Origin of the sequence: Geobacter sp. AOG2 (genome assembly GCF_019972295.1) — a bacterium.
Lineage (GTDB): Bacteria > Desulfobacterota > Desulfuromonadia > Geobacterales > Pseudopelobacteraceae > Oryzomonas.
This window is the reverse complement of record NZ_BLJA01000001.1, coordinates 2,851,895-2,867,795: the sequence shown is the minus strand read 5'-3', so window position 1 is coordinate 2,867,795 and position 15,901 is coordinate 2,851,895. Positions and strand designations below refer to the sequence as shown.

The 15,901-nt window shown below is 60.2% G+C and carries 14 protein-coding genes and 1 tRNA gene; 5 read left to right on the top strand and 10 right to left on the bottom strand.

Going from position 1 to position 15,901, the window contains the following annotated elements:
• The first annotated feature begins 207 nt into the window (after positions 1-207).
• Positions 208-1,812 carry a hydroxylamine reductase gene (hcp, locus tag LDN12_RS13165; RefSeq protein WP_223924067.1) on the top strand — a complete coding sequence of 535 codons (1,605 nt, stop codon included), beginning with the start codon at positions 208-210 and terminating at the stop codon, positions 1,810-1,812.
• A gap of 241 nt (positions 1,813-2,053) precedes the next feature.
• A complete protein-coding gene (locus tag LDN12_RS13160; protein WP_223923120.1) occupies positions 2,054-3,865 on the top strand; it encodes a diguanylate cyclase domain-containing protein in 1,812 nt (603 codons plus the stop codon).
• Positions 3,866-3,933: 68 nt separating this feature from the next.
• Here the strand turns inward: LDN12_RS13160 and LDN12_RS13155 are convergent.
• Positions 3,934-4,024: transfer RNA gene (locus LDN12_RS13155), tRNA-Ser, on the bottom strand.
• Positions 4,025-4,136: 112 nt separating this feature from the next.
• On the opposite strand from LDN12_RS13155, the gene LDN12_RS13150 reads away from it, so the two are divergent.
• Positions 4,137-4,889, top strand: coding sequence for a hypothetical protein (locus LDN12_RS13150; RefSeq protein ID WP_223923119.1), 753 nt, complete (start codon positions 4,137-4,139; stop codon positions 4,887-4,889).
• Positions 4,890-5,073: 184 nt separating this feature from the next.
• On the opposite strand, the gene LDN12_RS13145 is transcribed toward LDN12_RS13150, so the two are convergent.
• Together LDN12_RS13145 and LDN12_RS13140 are read right to left on the bottom strand one after the other, a co-directional pair.
• Positions 5,074-5,955, bottom strand: a complete 882-nt coding sequence (locus LDN12_RS13145; RefSeq protein ID WP_223923118.1) for a carotenoid biosynthesis protein — start codon at positions 5,953-5,955, stop codon at positions 5,074-5,076.
• A 189-nt stretch (positions 5,956-6,144) separates the two neighbouring features.
• The gene (locus tag LDN12_RS13140; protein ID WP_223923117.1) at positions 6,145-7,194 is read right to left on the bottom strand and encodes an MlaD family protein; all 1,050 of its coding nucleotides are present in this window, start codon (positions 7,192-7,194) and stop codon (positions 6,145-6,147) included.
• A gap of 183 nt (positions 7,195-7,377) precedes the next feature.
• On the opposite strand from LDN12_RS13140, the gene glp reads away from it, so the two are divergent.
• Both glp and LDN12_RS13130 read left to right on the top strand, forming a co-directional pair.
• A complete protein-coding gene (gene glp / locus LDN12_RS13135; RefSeq protein ID WP_223923116.1) occupies positions 7,378-8,604 on the top strand; it encodes a gephyrin-like molybdotransferase Glp in 1,227 nt (408 codons plus the stop codon).
• Positions 8,601-9,455, top strand: a complete 855-nt coding sequence (locus LDN12_RS13130) for a deoxyribonuclease IV (RefSeq protein WP_223923115.1) — start codon at positions 8,601-8,603, stop codon at positions 9,453-9,455. Before glp ends, LDN12_RS13130 begins: the two co-directional genes overlap by 4 nt.
• A 138-nt stretch (positions 9,456-9,593) precedes the next feature.
• Here the strand turns inward: LDN12_RS13130 and LDN12_RS13125 are convergent, their stop codons facing one another.
• The 7 genes from LDN12_RS13125 to LDN12_RS13095 all read right to left on the bottom strand — a co-directional run bounded on the left by LDN12_RS13125 (position 9,594) and on the right by LDN12_RS13095 (position 15,876).
• Positions 9,594-10,706 (bottom strand): 3'-5' exoribonuclease YhaM family protein, encoded by a 1,113-nt coding sequence (locus tag LDN12_RS13125; RefSeq protein ID WP_223923114.1) that lies wholly within the window; start codon positions 10,704-10,706, stop codon positions 9,594-9,596.
• A gap of 158 nt (positions 10,707-10,864) precedes the next feature.
• Positions 10,865-12,451 (bottom strand): NAD(P)/FAD-dependent oxidoreductase, encoded by a 1,587-nt coding sequence (locus LDN12_RS13120; protein ID WP_223923113.1) that lies wholly within the window; start codon positions 12,449-12,451, stop codon positions 10,865-10,867.
• A 3-nt stretch (positions 12,452-12,454) separates the two neighbouring features.
• Complete coding sequence (locus LDN12_RS13115; protein WP_223923112.1) at positions 12,455-12,853, bottom strand: response regulator; 399 nt, start codon at positions 12,851-12,853, stop codon at positions 12,455-12,457.
• A 94-nt stretch (positions 12,854-12,947) separates the two neighbouring features.
• A complete protein-coding gene (locus LDN12_RS13110; protein ID WP_223923111.1) occupies positions 12,948-14,141 on the bottom strand; it encodes a response regulator in 1,194 nt (397 codons plus the stop codon).
• Between the two features lie 40 nt (positions 14,142-14,181).
• On the bottom strand, positions 14,182-14,634 hold the full coding sequence (locus tag LDN12_RS13105; RefSeq protein WP_223923110.1) for a universal stress protein: 453 nt from the start codon (positions 14,632-14,634) through the stop codon (positions 14,182-14,184).
• Positions 14,635-14,704: 70 nt separating this feature from the next.
• Complete coding sequence (locus LDN12_RS13100; RefSeq protein WP_223923109.1) at positions 14,705-15,073, bottom strand: response regulator; 369 nt, start codon at positions 15,071-15,073, stop codon at positions 14,705-14,707.
• Positions 15,074-15,129: 56 nt separating this feature from the next.
• Positions 15,130-15,876, bottom strand: coding sequence for a GAF domain-containing protein (locus tag LDN12_RS13095; protein ID WP_223923108.1), 747 nt, complete (start codon positions 15,874-15,876; stop codon positions 15,130-15,132).
• Positions 15,877-15,901 lie beyond the last annotated feature (25 nt).

Here is a 15,901-nt window from a genome sequence, read left to right as displayed (position 1 = left end):
TACGCCTCCGCGAGGCTTTCTGCGGGTGCGACGATCTGACTATTTTTGAACAACCTGAATTATTCAACAACCTGCTAATTCTATTTTTTTGACCCGGGTCAAGCAATGCCGGGAAGATTCGGTATACTGTTCATACCATAGAAACGCTCAAAACTCACCTGCGAGTTTATTCAGGCACCAAACGAAAGGGAGGACACAACTATGGGAATGTTCTGTAATCAATGCGAGCAGGCGGCAAACGGCACCGGCTGCAACATCTCGGGCGTCTGCGGCAAGAAACCGGAGGTAGCGACCCTGCAGGACCATCTGCTCTACGGTTTGAAGAGTCTGGCGCTCTACGCCGACAAGCTGGGGCGCAATCCCGAGATCGACCGTTTCACCATCGAGGGGCTCTTCACCACCGTTACCAACGTGGATTTCGAGGCTTCCCGCATCGGCGGCATCATCAAGCACTGCTATGAACTCAAGGAAAAGGCCCGCACCGCCCTGGCCGCCAAGGGCACCACCCTTTCCGGCCCCGTGGCCGAATGGAAACCGGCCGAGAGCCTGGACGGCATGATCGCCCAGGGCGAGGCATACGGCATCAACACCCAGCACGTCAACGAAGACATCCGTTCCGTGATCGAGATCCTCATATACGGCCTGAAGGGGATGGCCGCCTATATGGACCACGCCATGATCCTGGGCAGGAGTGACGATGAGGTGCTGGCCTTCGTCCAGAAGGCGCTGGCCGCCACCACCGACCCCAACCTCGGCCTCATGGATTTTGTGGGCCTGGCCATGGAGTGCGGCAAGCAGAATCTGACCGTGATGGGGCTTCTGAACGCCGCCCACACCGACACCTACGGCCACCCGGTCCCCACGCCGGTCCAGCTCGGCACCAAGGCCGGCAAGGCCATCCTGGTGTCCGGCCACGACCTGAAGATGCTGGAAGAGCTGCTCAAGCAGACCGAAGACACAGGGATCAACATCTATACCCACGGTGAAATGCTCCCGGCCCACGGTTATCCCGGACTGAAGAAATACAGCCACCTGGTGGGCAACTTCGGCGGCGCCTGGCAGGATCAGGCCAAGGAATTCGTCAACTTCCCCGGCTCCATCATCTTCAACACCAACTGCATCCAGCGTCCGTCCGACACCTACAAGGACCGTCTCTTCACCTGGGGTCTGGTGGCGTGGCCCGACGTGAAGCATGTGAGCGGTTGGGACTTCTCCGAGGTCATCGCCAAGGCCCAGGAACTGCCCGGCTTCCCCGACAACCCGGGCCAGGAGATCCTGACCGGCTTCGGCCACAACGCCGTGCTGGGCGTGGCCGACAAGGTAGTGGCGGCGGTCAAGTCCGGGGCCATCAAGCACTTCTTCCTGATCGGCGGCTGCGACGGCGCCAAATCGGGGCGCAACTACTACACCGAGTTCGCCGAGAAGCTTCCCCAGGATACGGTCATCCTGACCCTGGCCTGCGGCAAGTTCCGCTTCAACAAGCTGGAGTTCGGGGACATCGGCGGCATCCCGCGCCTTTTGGATGTGGGCCAGTGCAACGACGCCTACTCGGCCATCCAGATCGCCGTGGCCCTGGCCGGCGCTTTCGAGTGCGGGGTGAACGACCTGCCGCTCTCCATGATCCTCTCCTGGTACGAGCAGAAGGCCGTGGTCATCCTGTTGACCCTCCTGCACCTGGGGATCAAGAACATCAAGATCGGCCCGTCGTTACCGGCCTTCATCTCCCCCAACGTACTCAACTTCCTGGTGGAGAACTTCAACATCGGCCCCATCACCACGGTCGAGGCCGACATGAAGGCGATCCTGGGGTAATCTTTTTTCGCGATATATCCGTCAATAAACAAGGCGCGGGCTTCGGCTCCGCGCCTTGTTGCGTTTCAGGGCCCCTCTGGCTCTCGATAACTGCCTGTTAACAGAGGAGCTATTTTCACTTCACCCCTGCATTGGAGCTGTAAATAAGCTCAAGAATGTGGTATTGGAAGATATAATTGATCCATTTTGGTGACATCTTCACCTATCCGGCCCGTTTTTCAGGTTGCAAGGGATACTACCGATGAGCACGACCGCAAGCACGACAAAAACAAGGATCAGGCAGATCATCTCCCGGCAGGTGATCAGCGTCACGCCGGAAACGCCGGCGGAGGAGGCGATCGCCTGCATGGCTCGAGCCAGGATCAGTTGCCTCATCGTGGCGGAAAAGAAAAAACCGCTGGGGATCTTTACCGAGCGCGACCTGGTCAAGTTGACCAGTCAACAGGTCCCCCTCGGAAAACGGCCGATCCGTGAACTGATGACCAGCCCGGTTGTTACCATTTCCGGTAGCCTGAATATCTACGAAGCGTACAGCCTCATGCTCACCAACAGGATTCGCCACCATGTGGTGGTGGACTATGGCGGCAGGATATTGGGGCTCATGACCCAGTCCGATCTGATCAATCACTTGGGACACGAGTACTTCGTCGAGTTGCGCAAGATCGAGCAGGTCATGACGACCGGCGTCATGACCGTCGCCAGCGAGGCCCCGATCAGCGAAGCACTCGGCATCATGGCCGGTCCGGGAATCAGTTGTGTCGTCGTGGCGGACCACCGCATCCCGCTCGGCATCATGACCGAACGCGATGCGGTCAGGCTGGTGGCCGAAGACGTCGACCTGGAAGCCGTCCCGGTCAGCGCGGCCATGAGCAGCCCGGTTTTGACCGTGGCCACCGGGACAACGGTCTACGAGGCGGCCCTGATCATGAAGCGGGAGAAAATTCGCCGGGTGGTGGTGGTCAACAACGAGGGAAAAATCGAGGGAATCATCACCCAATCCGACATCATCAAGGGACTGGAAGGGCATTACATCGAGTCATTGAAGGAAATCATCCGGAAGAAGGAGAATATCTTCCAGCAGGCCGCCAGGGAACTTCTGGACAAGACCATCTTCCTGGACAATATCCTCAGGTCTTCCACCAGCATGGCGATCGTCGCCTCCGACAGCACGTTGAAGATCAAATACTTTAACCCGGTAGCGGAAAAAATATTCGGATGCAGCGCGGCCTCGGCCATCGGCCGTCCTGCTGCGGAGGTGCTCGCCCTTGACGATATCGCCCCCATCAGCTTGCCCAGGGCCCGAGAGGCCGTACTGAAAGAGGGGAGATGCAGCTTTCCCGCAAAAATTCACCAGAATGGGGCAACCTTCTTTTACGACGGCAGCCTGTCCGGCATCCTGGATAAGCAGGGTAAGCTGGCGGGCTTCGTATTGATGCTCAACGATATCACCGAGCGCAGGCAACACGAGGACACCATCCATCACCTGGCGTACCATGACGCCCTGACCGGCCTGCCCAACCGGGTGTTGCTCAACGACCGCCTTGACCAGGCCCTGGCCTCGGCGAACCGCACCGGCACACGGGGTGCGCTGATGATCCTTGACCTGGACCGCTTCAAGGATATTAACGACAGCCTTGGGCACAGCATGGGCGATCTGCTGCTCAAGGCCGTCGGCGAGCGGCTGACGGGACTCCTGCGCAAGAGCGATACGGTCTCGCGCATGGGCGGGGACGAATTCGTGCTGCTCCTGCCCTCCATAGCCTCGACGGAAAGCGCCGCCGTGACCGCTGCCAAGATTGTGGCGGCTTTCAGCAAACCATTCGTCTGTAACGGGCACCCCCTCTCCATAACCGCCAGTATCGGGATCGCAGACTTTCCCGATGACGGCGGGGATGCGGAAACCCTGCTGAAAAATGCCGACATCGCCCTGTACCGGGTCAAGGAGGAGGGAAGGAACGATTTCCAGCGTTATACCACGCTGCCGGAAAACGGGGAACTTCTCGGACGCAGGGAGGCGTTCCGGGAGATATCTCAACGTCTGCAAGCCGGATAATCAAAAGCCCCCAAACTTCGCAAAGTCAGGGGGCTTTTGATTATGATGGGAAACCGTAGGCGCAAATATGGCGGAGAGAGAGGGATTCGAACCCTCGGTACGCTATTAACGTACACACGCTTTCCAGGCGTGCTCCTTCAACCGCTCGGACATCTCTCCGCAAATGAACGGGAAATATAGTATAGCCTGACGCATTTGTCCAGCATTTCATATTATTCTTTGAAAAACGGTGGAGATAATTGTACAGTCCAGCCAGGAGCTACCATAGTATATGGACATTGCCGTTATCACCGCCATGCCTGAGGAGACGCGGGCCATCCTTAAGGCGTTCGAGGCTGGGGAGCCCGCGCAGGCCGGCCGCCTGAAGGCCTTTCGCTGCCGGGTACGGGAGCACAACCTGCTGCTGGTCGAAGCCGGCATGGGCTTCAAGAATGCCGCAGCCGCCGCAGAGGCGGTGCTGGGGATATCCCGCCCGGACTTGCTGATCTCGGCGGGGTTGTGCGGCGGCATCTCGGCCGGACTGCGCGTCGGCGACGTGGCCGTCAGCACGGAGTTGTGTATCGTCGCCAACAAGGTGGTTCAACAGGTGCCCGTGGAGATTGCCGCGGCGGCCCATAATTTTATCGCCCGGCAGTCGGCGATGGGTGAACGGGTGTTCGCCAGCCTGTTTGCCGGCACCCCCTCGATCACGGCCAAAAAACTGCTCGCCGCATTACTCCCACCCGGCGCCCCCTGCCCGGTGGTGGAGATGGAGAGCGGGGCCATCGCCATCGTGGCCGCGGAGAACGGTATCCCCTTCATGGGCCTCCGCACCGTCAGCGACCCTGCCGACGAGGAGTTGGGCTTCTCCCTGGAAGAATTCACCGACAGCAACCTGCGCATCCGCCCCCACAAGGTCGCTCTCACCATCCTGCGCAAGCCATGGATCATGCCCCAGCTCATCCGTCTGGCCCGCAACAGCCGTCTCGCCGCGGACAGCCTTTCCCACGCCATAGCCCAATTGCTGGCGTCTCTGACACCCTGAAAAAACATTTGCCACAGATCCACAAAGACACGGAGATAAACATTTCAGCCGGTTAGACAGCATTTCGGTCAAGTTTCTCTTCACCATTCCAAATGTGAGAATATTCGAAAAAACCTGTGATTTCCTCTGTGTCTCTGCGTCTCTGTGGCAGAATTGCTTTTAGATTTTTTTCTGGGGAGGTTTTCTAGCGGCCTTTCGTTGTGGTTGCCGCCGGGGACCAGGGGTAGTCCCGCACATGCTCGCCGAGTTCGTCCTTGGTGTAGCGGTTGACCCGCCGCAGCGCCAGGACGATGACGATCACAAGGGGCAGACTGTACATGAGGATGCCGCACAGGGCCATGAAACGCTCACCGATCAGGAGGGTTATGGTGATATTGAAGATGAGCACGGAGAGGTACAGGACCGGCCCCACGAGGGAGCGGAACGGAAGATTGCAGACGCCTCTGGGGGCGTCGTCCAAACGGCGGGCGTCGATCACCTGGAAGGCGGCCACCAGACAGAAACTGGTCAAGAGCCACCCCCAATAGTTGGAGAGCGGCACGCCGAAGTGAATGCCGTTTTCCCGGTAGCCGTAGATCTGCCCCAGGAACCAGCGCCGTCCCTGGAGGGCCACCGGGTCGACCACAATATCGAGGAAGGTTTGCAGGAATGCACCGAGGACCAGCGCCGACAGGGAACGACGGATGGCGCGCGTCTCCAGGGTAGCCACGTTCCAACGCCAGGATTTGAGAGGCGAAACGATGAACAGCGCCGTGGTGTAGCTGCAATAGGCCAGGAAGACGTAGGAGAGCGAGTCGAAGAACGGCACCCCGGCAATCCACAATTCCCTGCTGCTGGTGGTGTCGATGTAGTAGTACCAACCGTAGGGGAAACCGGTATTGATGGAGAGCCACTCCGAGGCAAAGGCGATGAGATAGCCGACCACGGTGAAGGCCATGGTCCTGCGCCAGCCCACGTGGGGCACGCAGGCCAGAAGATACGCCCCGAAGAAGGCGAACACGTAGGGGCGCATGGTGAAGGTGCCGAGGGCTATGTCGAAAAAACCGTTACCGGTTGCGGGTGACATGGACAATCTCCTGACTCCGTGACGCCTCCTTGCCTCCGCTGGTCCGAAAGGCCTCTGCCTTTGCGTTTGAAGGGTTTGCGACCATCAGGCGGAGGGTCAGCCGAGTGGGTGAGTTGGTACTACATGGCGGCGTGCAGGCCCCGACTCTTCCGGACGCTACGGCATTCCGGCGTCACGGAGTCGGGGACCTCAGAACAGCGTGCCGACGACGCTGCCGATGACCGAGATGGGACCGGTATCCTGCAAGCCTTCCATGGCCTTTTCAGTCTTCTTGAGGGTCGAAATCGCGTTCAGGTACAGTTTGTCGTCATTGACCAGCTTGCCGATGGTGCCTTCGCCGCTGTTGATCTTGCGGGTGATCTCCTTGAGGTTGGCCACCGTGTCCTTCAACTCGTCGTAAAGGGCCGGATCGTTGACCAGTTTACCGGCCGTTCCCTCGCCCTTGTCGATGCGGGCGGCAATGCGGTTCAGCGATCCCATCCCGTCGCGCATCTCCTTGACCGTGGCCAGAGCCTCGGTGTAGAGGCGGTCATCGGTCAGGAGCTTGCCGGCCGTACCTTCGCCCCGTTCCAGGCGGGCGCTCACCGTTTTCAGGCTGCCGGCCACGTCGCGGATGTCACGTCCCAACTGCCTGTCGTTCACCAGCATCCCCAAGGCGCCCTCCCCCCGGTCGATCTTGGCGGTAATGCTGGAGATACTCTTGAGCGACGTATTCACCGCGGAACGGTTTTCGTCCAGGATTGCGGTGATCTTGCCCATGACCTCGTTCTGGTTGCGGTTCAGATCGACGATCAACTGCTTGGCGTCCTTGGTCAGCCCCCCCACATTGTCCATGATGGCGTCGATGCCGAACGCTTCGGTGCTTTTTACCGTGCTGCCGGGCGGGAGGTCCGGGCTCGCGGGGGAACCAAAGGAAAGCCCCAGAAATTGCCCGCCCAGCATACTCGTCATGCGGATGCTGGCCACCGTGTCCTGCTTGATACGGGTTCCGGGTTTCACCTCGAAGTCCACCTGCACCCGACTGTCCTGAACGGCTATCTTGGTGATCGTCCCCACTTCGACCCCGGCCAGTTTCACGGAGTCCCCCTGCTTGAGTCCCGTGGTTGAGGAGAGAAAGACCTTGTAGGGAACCCCCCGGTCAAAGATCTTCCAGCGATTGCCCAACTCCAGCATCAGCCCGAACAGAACGATGCTGAGGATAAAGAACAGGCCGACTTTTGCTTCGTGGGACAGGGCCATATGTAATTCTCCTACCGTGGCGTAACGGCACATATCCAGCGTGTGTCCGATCTGCCATTATACCCATAGACAACAGGTTAGCAATCATATTGTGTTTTTGCGATGTTCCCGTTATCCTGTTCCCGAATCCGCGGTACCTTCACGGATTCGGAAGGTTTTCCATCTTCGACCAGGAGGGGTTGCATGGTTTCATTCGAAGAGGCCCGGAACGTCATTCTGTCCTCCGTGTCCGCCACAGGTGTGGAGCGGATTCATTTGCTGGACGCCGCCGGACGGGTATTGGCCGAGGACATGGCTGCTCCCTGGGACATGCCGTCGTGGGACAACTCGGCCATGGACGGCTATGCGGTGAACTCCGCCGACTGTGGTGCCGCACCTTGCAAACTGCGGGTGAGCGCCTTCCTGCCCGCCGGCGCCAAGGCCGAGGGCGTGCGGGTGGAACCGGGGTGTGCCGTCAGGATCATGACCGGCGCCCCGACCCCCGAGGGCTGCGATGCGGTCGTACCGGTGGAGGAAACCGACAACGGCGACCATGAGGTCACCCTGCGGGAACCGGCCACGAAAGGGCAGCACATCCGTTTCAGGGGTGAGGATGTTCAAGCGGGAGCGACCTTCGCCCGCGCCGGTTCGGTCATCCGCCCCCCGGAGGTGAACATGCTGGCCGGTTTCGGCATGGCGCTGGTGCCGGTCCACCGCCGCCCCACCGTGGCAATCCTCTCCACCGGGGACGAGCTCGTGGAACTGGGCAGGACCCCGGGACCGGGGGAGATTATCAACAGCAACACCCTGTCCCTGGCAACCGCGGTGCGGGAGGCGGGAGCAATCCCGCTGATCATCGGGATTGCTCGGGACACGCGGGCAAGCCACCTGGAAAAGCTGCAGGAGGGACTGAAGGCGGACGTCCTGATCACCTCGGCCGGCGTCTCGGCCGGCGACCGCGACCTGGTGCGGGACATACTCGAAGAGCTGGGGGCGCGGCAGGTATTCTGGAAGGTCGGCATCAAGCCGGGTGGGCCGACGGCCTTTGCCCTGCACGGTGCGACCCCCGTGTTTTCGCTGCCCGGCAATCCGGTCTCGACCATGATCACCTTCGAGGAATTCGTACGGCCGGCACTGCTCAAGATGCAGGGACACCGCCGCATACTGCGGCCGTTCTTCAAGGTCGTGCTGCGCGAGGAGTTGCGCAAGAAACCGGGCAAGGTCCAGATCATACGCATCCGCCTGGAACGGGAGAACGAGCGCTGGTACGCATCGTCGGCCGGAAATCAGCAGACCGCGATCCTCAAGACCATGGTGGACGCCGAAGCCATCGCCGTCCTGCCGGCCGAGAGCACCCGCTTCGCCGCCGGGGACGAGGTGGACGCCCACTTTTACGGGAACCACATCGATTTGCTGGAGGCGACCCCATGAACGACTATCTCGGTGCCCACATGTCCATCTCCGGCGGCCTGCACCTGGCCATCGACCGGGCCGTTGCCGCCGGGTGCGGCGTGGTGCAGATCTTTACCCGCAACTCGAACCAATGGAAGGGCAAACCGGTCAGCGAGGCGGACGCCGCCCTGTTCCGGGAGAAATTCGCCGCCTCCGGCCTCCACGAGGTCATCTCCCACGACATCTACCTGATCAACCTGGCGGCGGCCCCCGGCGACGTGCGGGACAAGAGCCTTGCCGCCTTCCGTGACGAGTTGGAGACCTGCGCCCGGCTCGGCATCGCCAAGGTGGTCATGCATCCCGGCTCGCACCTGTCGGACCCGCCCGAGGCCGGCCTGGGACGGGTGGTCGAGGCCTTTGACCAACTCTTCCGCGAAGTCCCTCAATTTACGGGAAAGGTGCTGCTGGAGACGACCGCGGGACAGGGGACCAACCTGGGGAGGACCTTCGAGGAGTTGCAGGCCATCATCGACGGTTCGAAATTCCCGGACAAATTCGGCATCTGTTTCGACACCTGCCACACCTTTGCCGCGGGCTACGACACCGCCACAGAGGCAGGTTACGCCGAGACCATGGCCCAGTTCGACCGCATCATCGGCCTGGGGCTCCTGCAATGCTTCCACTTCAACGACTCGAAAAAGGGGCTCGGCTCCCGCGTGGACCGGCACGATCACATCGGTCAGGGGACCCTTGGTTTGAACCCCTTCCGCTTCATTCTCAACGACCCGCGCTTCGCGAAGATCCCCAAGATCCTGGAGACCCCCAAGGGGGACAACGAAGAGATGGATAGTGTCAATCTGGGGGTGCTGCGGGGGTTGGTGGGGGCATAAACCCAATGGAAAACCCTGGTTGTTCAAAAATAGTCAGATCGTCGCACCCGCAGAAAGACCAGAGGAGGCGTAGCAGCGCTACGCCGCACGAAGGGGCTTTCGAGGACGGCGGCGAGATGGCTGTTTTTCAACAACCAACTAGAACAGGTCCAGGTTCTCTAAGGCCTTCAACGGCTGATTGCTAAAGCCTGGCTTTTCCTCCCGCCGCGCCGGGCGGGCAGGGGACTCCACCTGGATGACCGGCTCATCCGACTCCGGGGCCTGCTCTTCGCACTCCTCCTGTTCCACCTCCTCGCCGCCCATGCCGTTACCCTTGAAAAAATAACGGTCATAGAGCCGATGGTGGGAGGTCCAGCGTGAACTGCTGGCGCTTTCCTTGGCGATATGGGCCTGGATGCCGTTGATCTTGGAGTCCATGTCGTCCAGATAGTTGAGGATGGTGGCCTCCACGGTCTTGGGGCGCTTGGGCGAACCGTACTCGTACTGGCCGTGGTGGGAGAGGAGCATGTGTTTGAGCAGCATGGCCAGCTCCCGGGAAAATCCCTCCACCGTGCGGATCTTGTCCTCCACCAGCGCCACGCCGATGGTGATGTGTCCCAGGAGCTTCCCCTCGTCCGTATAGTCGAAGGCGCGCTCATAGCTCATCTCGTGGATCTTGCCCACGTCGTGCAGCAGCGCCCCCACCACCAGCAGGTCCTCGTTGATCCCCACGTACATCGGCACGATGGTCTTCACCAGCCTGACGAGCGACAGGGAGTGTTCCAGAAGCCCTCCCAGATAGACATGGTGCATCCCCTTGGCGGCCGGGGCCGTGCGGTACTTGGCCATGAGGGGGCCATCCGCCAGGAACGCCTCCATGAGCGCCTTGAGGTGGGGATCGGCTATGGCGGCCACCACCGCATCCAGCTCCCGGCACATCTCGCCGCTGTCGCGGGGCGATTCGGGCAGAAAGTCGGCCAGGTTGACCGTTTCCTCGGGGATCCGGGTGATCTCGGCCACCACCACCTGCATCTTGTTCAGATAGACCGATGCCTTGCCGCGCACCTGCACGAAATCGTCCCGCTCGAAGAGCTTGTCCAGGGCGTCCACGTTGTCCCAGATCTTGGCGTCCACATCGCCGCTCTTATCCATCAGGCGCAGGTTCATATAGGGCTTGCCGTTCTTGGCCATGGCCATGATCTTCTCCTTGACCAGAAAAACGGCGGCGACCGGGTCACGGTCCTTTATGTCGGCTACGAATTGTTTTGCCACGCGGCGCTCCTTTACTTCTTGATTTTCAAACAAGCTCTCAGCAATTCAGGTTGTTCAAAAATAGCCAGATCGTCGCACCCGCAGAAGGCCCAAAGGAGGCGTAGCAGCGCTACGCCGCACGAAGGGGCATTCGAGGACGGCGGCGAGATGGCTGTTTTTCAACAACCTCTTAACCGGGCTGCTATGGTGTCCGCTATCCTGATGCCGTCAATCGCCGAGCTCATGATGCCGCCGGCATAGCCGGCCCCCTCGCCCGCCGGGTACAGCCCCGCAAGCCCGACCGACTCATAGCGCTCATTGCGCGGAATGCGCACCGGGGCCGAGGTTCGGGACTCGATGCCCACCAGGACGGCCTCGGCGGTGACGAAGCCCCGCAACTTGCGCCCGAATTCGTTGATCCCTTCCCGCAGGGTCCGGGTGATGAACGGCGGCAGCGCCTCGCCCAGGTCGGCCTCGACGATGCCGGGACGGTAGCTGGACGAGAGCGGGCCCTTGCCGGGCAGCCCCATGAACCCCATCAGATTGCTGGCCGGGGCGCGGTAGCCGCCTCCCCCGGCCAGGAAGGCCTGTCGCTCCCAATGGCGTTGAAACCTGACCCCGGCCAACGGGTCGCCGCCGCCGAAGTCGGCCGGGGTGACGTTCACCACCAGGGCGCTGTTGGCGAACGGAGCATTGCGCATCTGGCCGCTCATGCCGTTGGTGACCACGCCCCCCTCCTCGGATGCGCCGCCGATGACCACGCCGCCGGGGCACATGCAGAAGGAATAGGCGCTGCGGCCGCTGGCGCCGTTGTTCCAGGCCACGGCATAGTCGGCCGCCGGAAGGCTTGGGTGGCGCGGGCCGCCGTACTGGATACGGTCGATCAGGGCCTGGGGATGTTCCACCCGGAGCCCCATGGCGAACGCCTTCTGCTCCAGCGGCACACCGCGCCGCTCCAGCATTTCATAGGTGTCCCGGGCGCTGTGGCCGCTGGCCAGGACCAGCAGGTCGCACGGCAGTTCCGTCTCCCCGTTGACCATGATCGCGGAAACGGCCCCGTCGGCGGCGACAATATCGGTGAGGCGGCAACCGAAACGGATCGTGAACCCCTTATCCAGCAGATACCGCCGTATGGCGCCGACGACCGTGCGCAGGCGATCGGTGCCCACATGGGGCTTGGCCAGATAGCGGATCTCGGGCGGCGCCCCGAAACCGGCCATCCGCTCCAGTACCCAGGACACAAGCGGGTCTTTGGACCGGCAGGTCAACTTGCCGTCCGAGAAGGTGCCCGCACCCCCCTCGCCGAACTGGACATTACTCTCCGGGTCCAGCACGCCCGATTTCCAAAACCTCTGGACATCGAGGCTGCGCTGTTCCACCGGCTGGCCCCGCTCGATGACGGTTGCCGTCAGGCCGTATTCCGCCAGGCGCAGCGCCGTGAACAGCCCGGCCGGACCGCTGCCCACAATGACGATCCGCTGCGGCGACCTGACCGGCGCGAACAGGTGGGGAGCCGATTCCGGCTGCCATTCCAGGTCCGGTTCCTGGGCGAGACGGGCCAGCAGGGGAGCGTCCTCGGCGAGGGAGAAGGAAACGGTATAAATGACCTTGATACGAGGTTTGCGACGGGCGTCGATCCCCTTGCGGAGGATACGGAAATCCCGCAGGGATGCAGGGGAGACGGCGAGTTGCGCGGCAACAAGCTCAGGCAGGCGGTCTTCTCCGTCGTGCGGAGAAAGGGTGAGGTTACGATAGATAAACGGCATCCGTCAGCCTTGCTGAAATTTTTTCCGTTCCAGGAGTTGCTCGACGATAATGACGATATCCACGGCTTTGGTGGATTTGGGGATGTGCACCCTGGCTCCCATGTCGGGGGCATCGTGCTCGTGAGGCGGCTCATGGAACATGGAGGTCAACAGGACGATCACCGGCTGCCTGTCGCCCGCCAGGCGGCTGATCTCCATGCAGGTGCTGACACCGCCCATGCGCGGCATGACCAGGTCGGAGAGGACGGCATCGGGGGCCTTTTCCAGAAAGACCTTGATCCCTTCAACGCCGTCGCTGGCGTTAAATGCCGTATAGCCGTTCTCGTTGAAGGCGTCGGACAACACCTTCTGGAAAAAAGGGTCGTCGTCGATGATCAAAATTTTTCCGCGCGATTCCATCATGGCTGGCCCGTCATAGGGGAATATACGGCTAACTATAGCCATTTATTGCGGGAAAGAAAAGTGGAATGCTCGTGAACGTGCGGATTTCAGTTCTTCAGGCTTGAAAAACGGCGGGAAATTCCAGGCGGAACACCGTCCCCTCAGGCGAACTCTTTTCCACGGCAATGCTTCCCTGGTAGATGCGGGCGATACGTTGGACTACCGGCAGCCCCATGCCGGTGCCGCGGGACTTGGTGGTAAAAAAAGGTTCAAAGATGCTCGGCAGGGCCTCGGCCGGAATGCCGCCGCCGCTGTCGCCGACCCGGACCACCACCCGGCCGTTTTCCTCGTAAATTTCTATCTCGAGACGGCCTCCGCCGGGCATCTCGTCCAGGGCGTTGAGGAACAGGTTGGTGAAGATCTGCTCCAGTTCCGCCGGGTCGGCCTTGATGGGTGGGGGGAGGCCGCGATAATGCCGTTCGACTCGGATGCTCCCGGTCTCGATCTGGGGAGAAAAGGCATCGATGGCATTATCCACCACCCGGTCGATCTGCACATCGGAGATTATGCTGCGGTTACGGCGGGAGGCATCAAGGAGTTTGGAGATGATGTCATCGATCCGGTCTACCTCCTTGAGGACCTTATCCAGGTAGTCCAATTGTTCCTGATCGGCGATGTTCTGGCGCATAAGCTGAACGAAAAGCGAGATGGTATTGAGCGGATTGCGGATCTCATGGGCCATGCCGGCCGAAAGGTAGCCCAGCGCGGCCAGCTTTTCGGATTGGGCGATCTCGGACTGGGCCTTTTGCAGCGCCTCCGTTTTCTCGCGAACCCGCTTCTGCAACTCCTGGTTCCAGTTGTCGATCTCTTCAAGAAGCCGTACATGTTCCTGTCGCAGCGCCTTGTTGTGGAGTTCGATCTCCCGGATGCGCAGGACGTTGTCGAGACGGTCGAGCAGGTCGCGGTTGTTGAACGGCTTGAGGATGTATTCGGAAGCGCCGCCCTTCATCAGTTCAACGGCAATCTCTTCATTCCCCTTGCCGGTGAACATGATGACGTAGGTATCCGGGTAGTGAGCCTTGATCTTCCGCAAGGTCGCAAGGCCGTCCATCTCGGGCATCATGTAGTCCAGAAGCGCCAGCTCCGGCACCTGCGTGGAAATGATCTCCATCCCCTTGCGGGCCGTGGAGGCGGTAAGCACATGATACCCTTTCCGGGACAGGATCACACTGGCAAGCTCGAGGATATGCAGGTCGTCGTCGATGACGACGACCGTTGCCTTACTATCGGGGGGGGGGGTCGCGCTCATAGCGGGAAACGCCACACGGAAACGGCGTCCGGGGCACCGGTCATTGTACCGCCGGCAGACGAATCGTCAGGACCGGACAGGAAGCGCCGCGAACGACACGCTCAGCCGTGCTGCCGAAGATCAGGTGGTCGAGGCCGGTACGTCCGTGGGTGCCGAGCACGATCAGCGAAGCGGCTGATTCCTCGGCGGTGCGAATAATCTCCTCGTAAGGTATCCCGGTGACGATGGATGTCGTGAAGCTGGTAAAATCCCCCATCTTCGAAGCGCAGAACTTGGCCATCATCTTTTCGGCCCCTTCTTCGATCTCTTTCTCCAACTGCTCGAAGGAGATGTGGGGGACGTAGAAGCCGCGCAAGTCCACCGGTTCATTGATGACATGCAGTATCGTAAGCTGGGAACCGAACTGTTTCGCCAGGGTCAGGGCGTAATCGAATGCGTATTCGGAGTTTTCCGAAAAGTCGATGGCCGTCAGGATTTTGTTGAACGGTTTCATTTTGCAGCCTCCTCATGTCGATGGAGTAAGATGCAGCTAACGAGTGTCCCGTGCGGTCGGTCATGGGGCACTAGTTGAATATTTTTCGAATTATCTGCTTGAGTTCATCAATCTTGACCGGTTTGTTGATGTACTCGAAAGCCCCCAGGTTCATGGCCTCGATATACGACTCCACCTCGCCGTAGGCGGTAACCATGATCACATTGCTGTGGGGATGGATCCTGCCCAGTTCCCGCAGGAACGTAAGCCCGTTCATCTCCGGCATATTGATGTCCGTGATGATCAGCTCCACCTCCTTGCCCCGCAGGTAGTTGAGCGCCTCGCAACCGTTGCCGGCCGATGCCACCTCATACCCTTCACGAGTCAGGATTTTCGAGAGCGCGATACGGGCGTTCTCCTCATCGTCAACCACCAGTATGCGTTTTTGTTGCTCTGCCACTAGCGCGCTCCCCGACTCGAACCTGTACTGTGATTCTAGCACGGGGCACTGCCGTGTCAAGAAACGGCGGGCCTTTTCTCCCCGTTTTTGGCGGACGCGACTTTCTGGCGAAGCTTGATGGCGGAAAGGATCAGGTTTGCGATGATCGAAACAAAGTAGATCTCGTCCTCGGGGAAGCTGCGCATGGATGTGGTCTGAAGGTTGATGACCCCATAAACGTCCTTCTTGTCGGTGATGGGAAAGGAGAGCATGGAGTTGTATTTCTCCTCGTTCAGCTCGGGGAATACCTTGTAACGAGGGTCCCGTGAAGCACGGCTCAGGTTGATGGGCTGCATCTCCCTGGCGACGGTGCCGGTAATCCCTTCACCGATCTTGAGGCGGATCATGCCTATCTTTTCCTGCTCGTACCCGTAGGTGGCCTTCAGGACCAGTTCCCCATTCTCCAGGAGATAGATATTGCAGACACTGGCATGGAGTTGTACGGCCAGTTTGGTTGCCACCATATGCAGCACTTCGGAGAGTTCAAAATCGGAAGATACCAGCATGCTGATCTCTTCCAGGGAGATGATCTCCATGTGCTCGCGGTTCGCCCGTTGCATGGTCAGCACCATCTTTCCCTTTTCACTTTCCACATAGGGGGTGAAATTCGCCTTATGGTAGAACGGGTTGACGGTTTTGACCTTTTCCGTCTGGGTGCGAAAATCGGAAAAACCACAGGTACAGGTCATTTTGACCCGGTAGTTATCGATGCGCTGACTGCTCATTACCTTACCGCACTTACGGCAACGTGCCGCTATCTGCATGGTGCTCTCCTTGGAAGGTTTTCAG

Bases quoted from the DNA above. Each gene is read 5' to 3' on its own strand.
- hcp (WP_223924067.1), top strand. From the start codon at position 208: ATGTTCTGTAATCAATGCGAGCAGGCGGCAAACGGCACCGGCTGCAAC.
- LDN12_RS13160 (WP_223923120.1), top strand. From the start codon at position 2,054: ATGAGCACGACCGCAAGCACGACAAAAACAAGGATCAGGCAGATCATC.
- LDN12_RS13150 (WP_223923119.1), top strand. From the start codon at position 4,137: ATGGACATTGCCGTTATCACCGCCATGCCTGAGGAGACGCGGGCCATC.
- LDN12_RS13145 (WP_223923118.1), bottom strand. From the start codon at position 5,955: ATGTCACCCGCAACCGGTAACGGTTTTTTCGACATAGCCCTCGGCACC.
- LDN12_RS13140 (WP_223923117.1), bottom strand. From the start codon at position 7,194: ATGGCCCTGTCCCACGAAGCAAAAGTCGGCCTGTTCTTTATCCTCAGC.
- glp (WP_223923116.1), top strand. From the start codon at position 7,378: ATGGTTTCATTCGAAGAGGCCCGGAACGTCATTCTGTCCTCCGTGTCC.
- LDN12_RS13130 (WP_223923115.1), top strand. From the start codon at position 8,601: ATGAACGACTATCTCGGTGCCCACATGTCCATCTCCGGCGGCCTGCAC.
- LDN12_RS13120 (WP_223923113.1), bottom strand. From the start codon at position 12,451: ATGCCGTTTATCTATCGTAACCTCACCCTTTCTCCGCACGACGGAGAA.
- LDN12_RS13115 (WP_223923112.1), bottom strand. From the start codon at position 12,853: ATGATGGAATCGCGCGGAAAAATTTTGATCATCGACGACGACCCTTTT.
- LDN12_RS13110 (WP_223923111.1), bottom strand. From the start codon at position 14,141: ATGAGCGCGACCCCCCCCCCCGATAGTAAGGCAACGGTCGTCGTCATC.
- LDN12_RS13105 (WP_223923110.1), bottom strand. From the start codon at position 14,634: ATGAAACCGTTCAACAAAATCCTGACGGCCATCGACTTTTCGGAAAAC.
- LDN12_RS13095 (WP_223923108.1), bottom strand. From the start codon at position 15,876: ATGCAGATAGCGGCACGTTGCCGTAAGTGCGGTAAGGTAATGAGCAGT.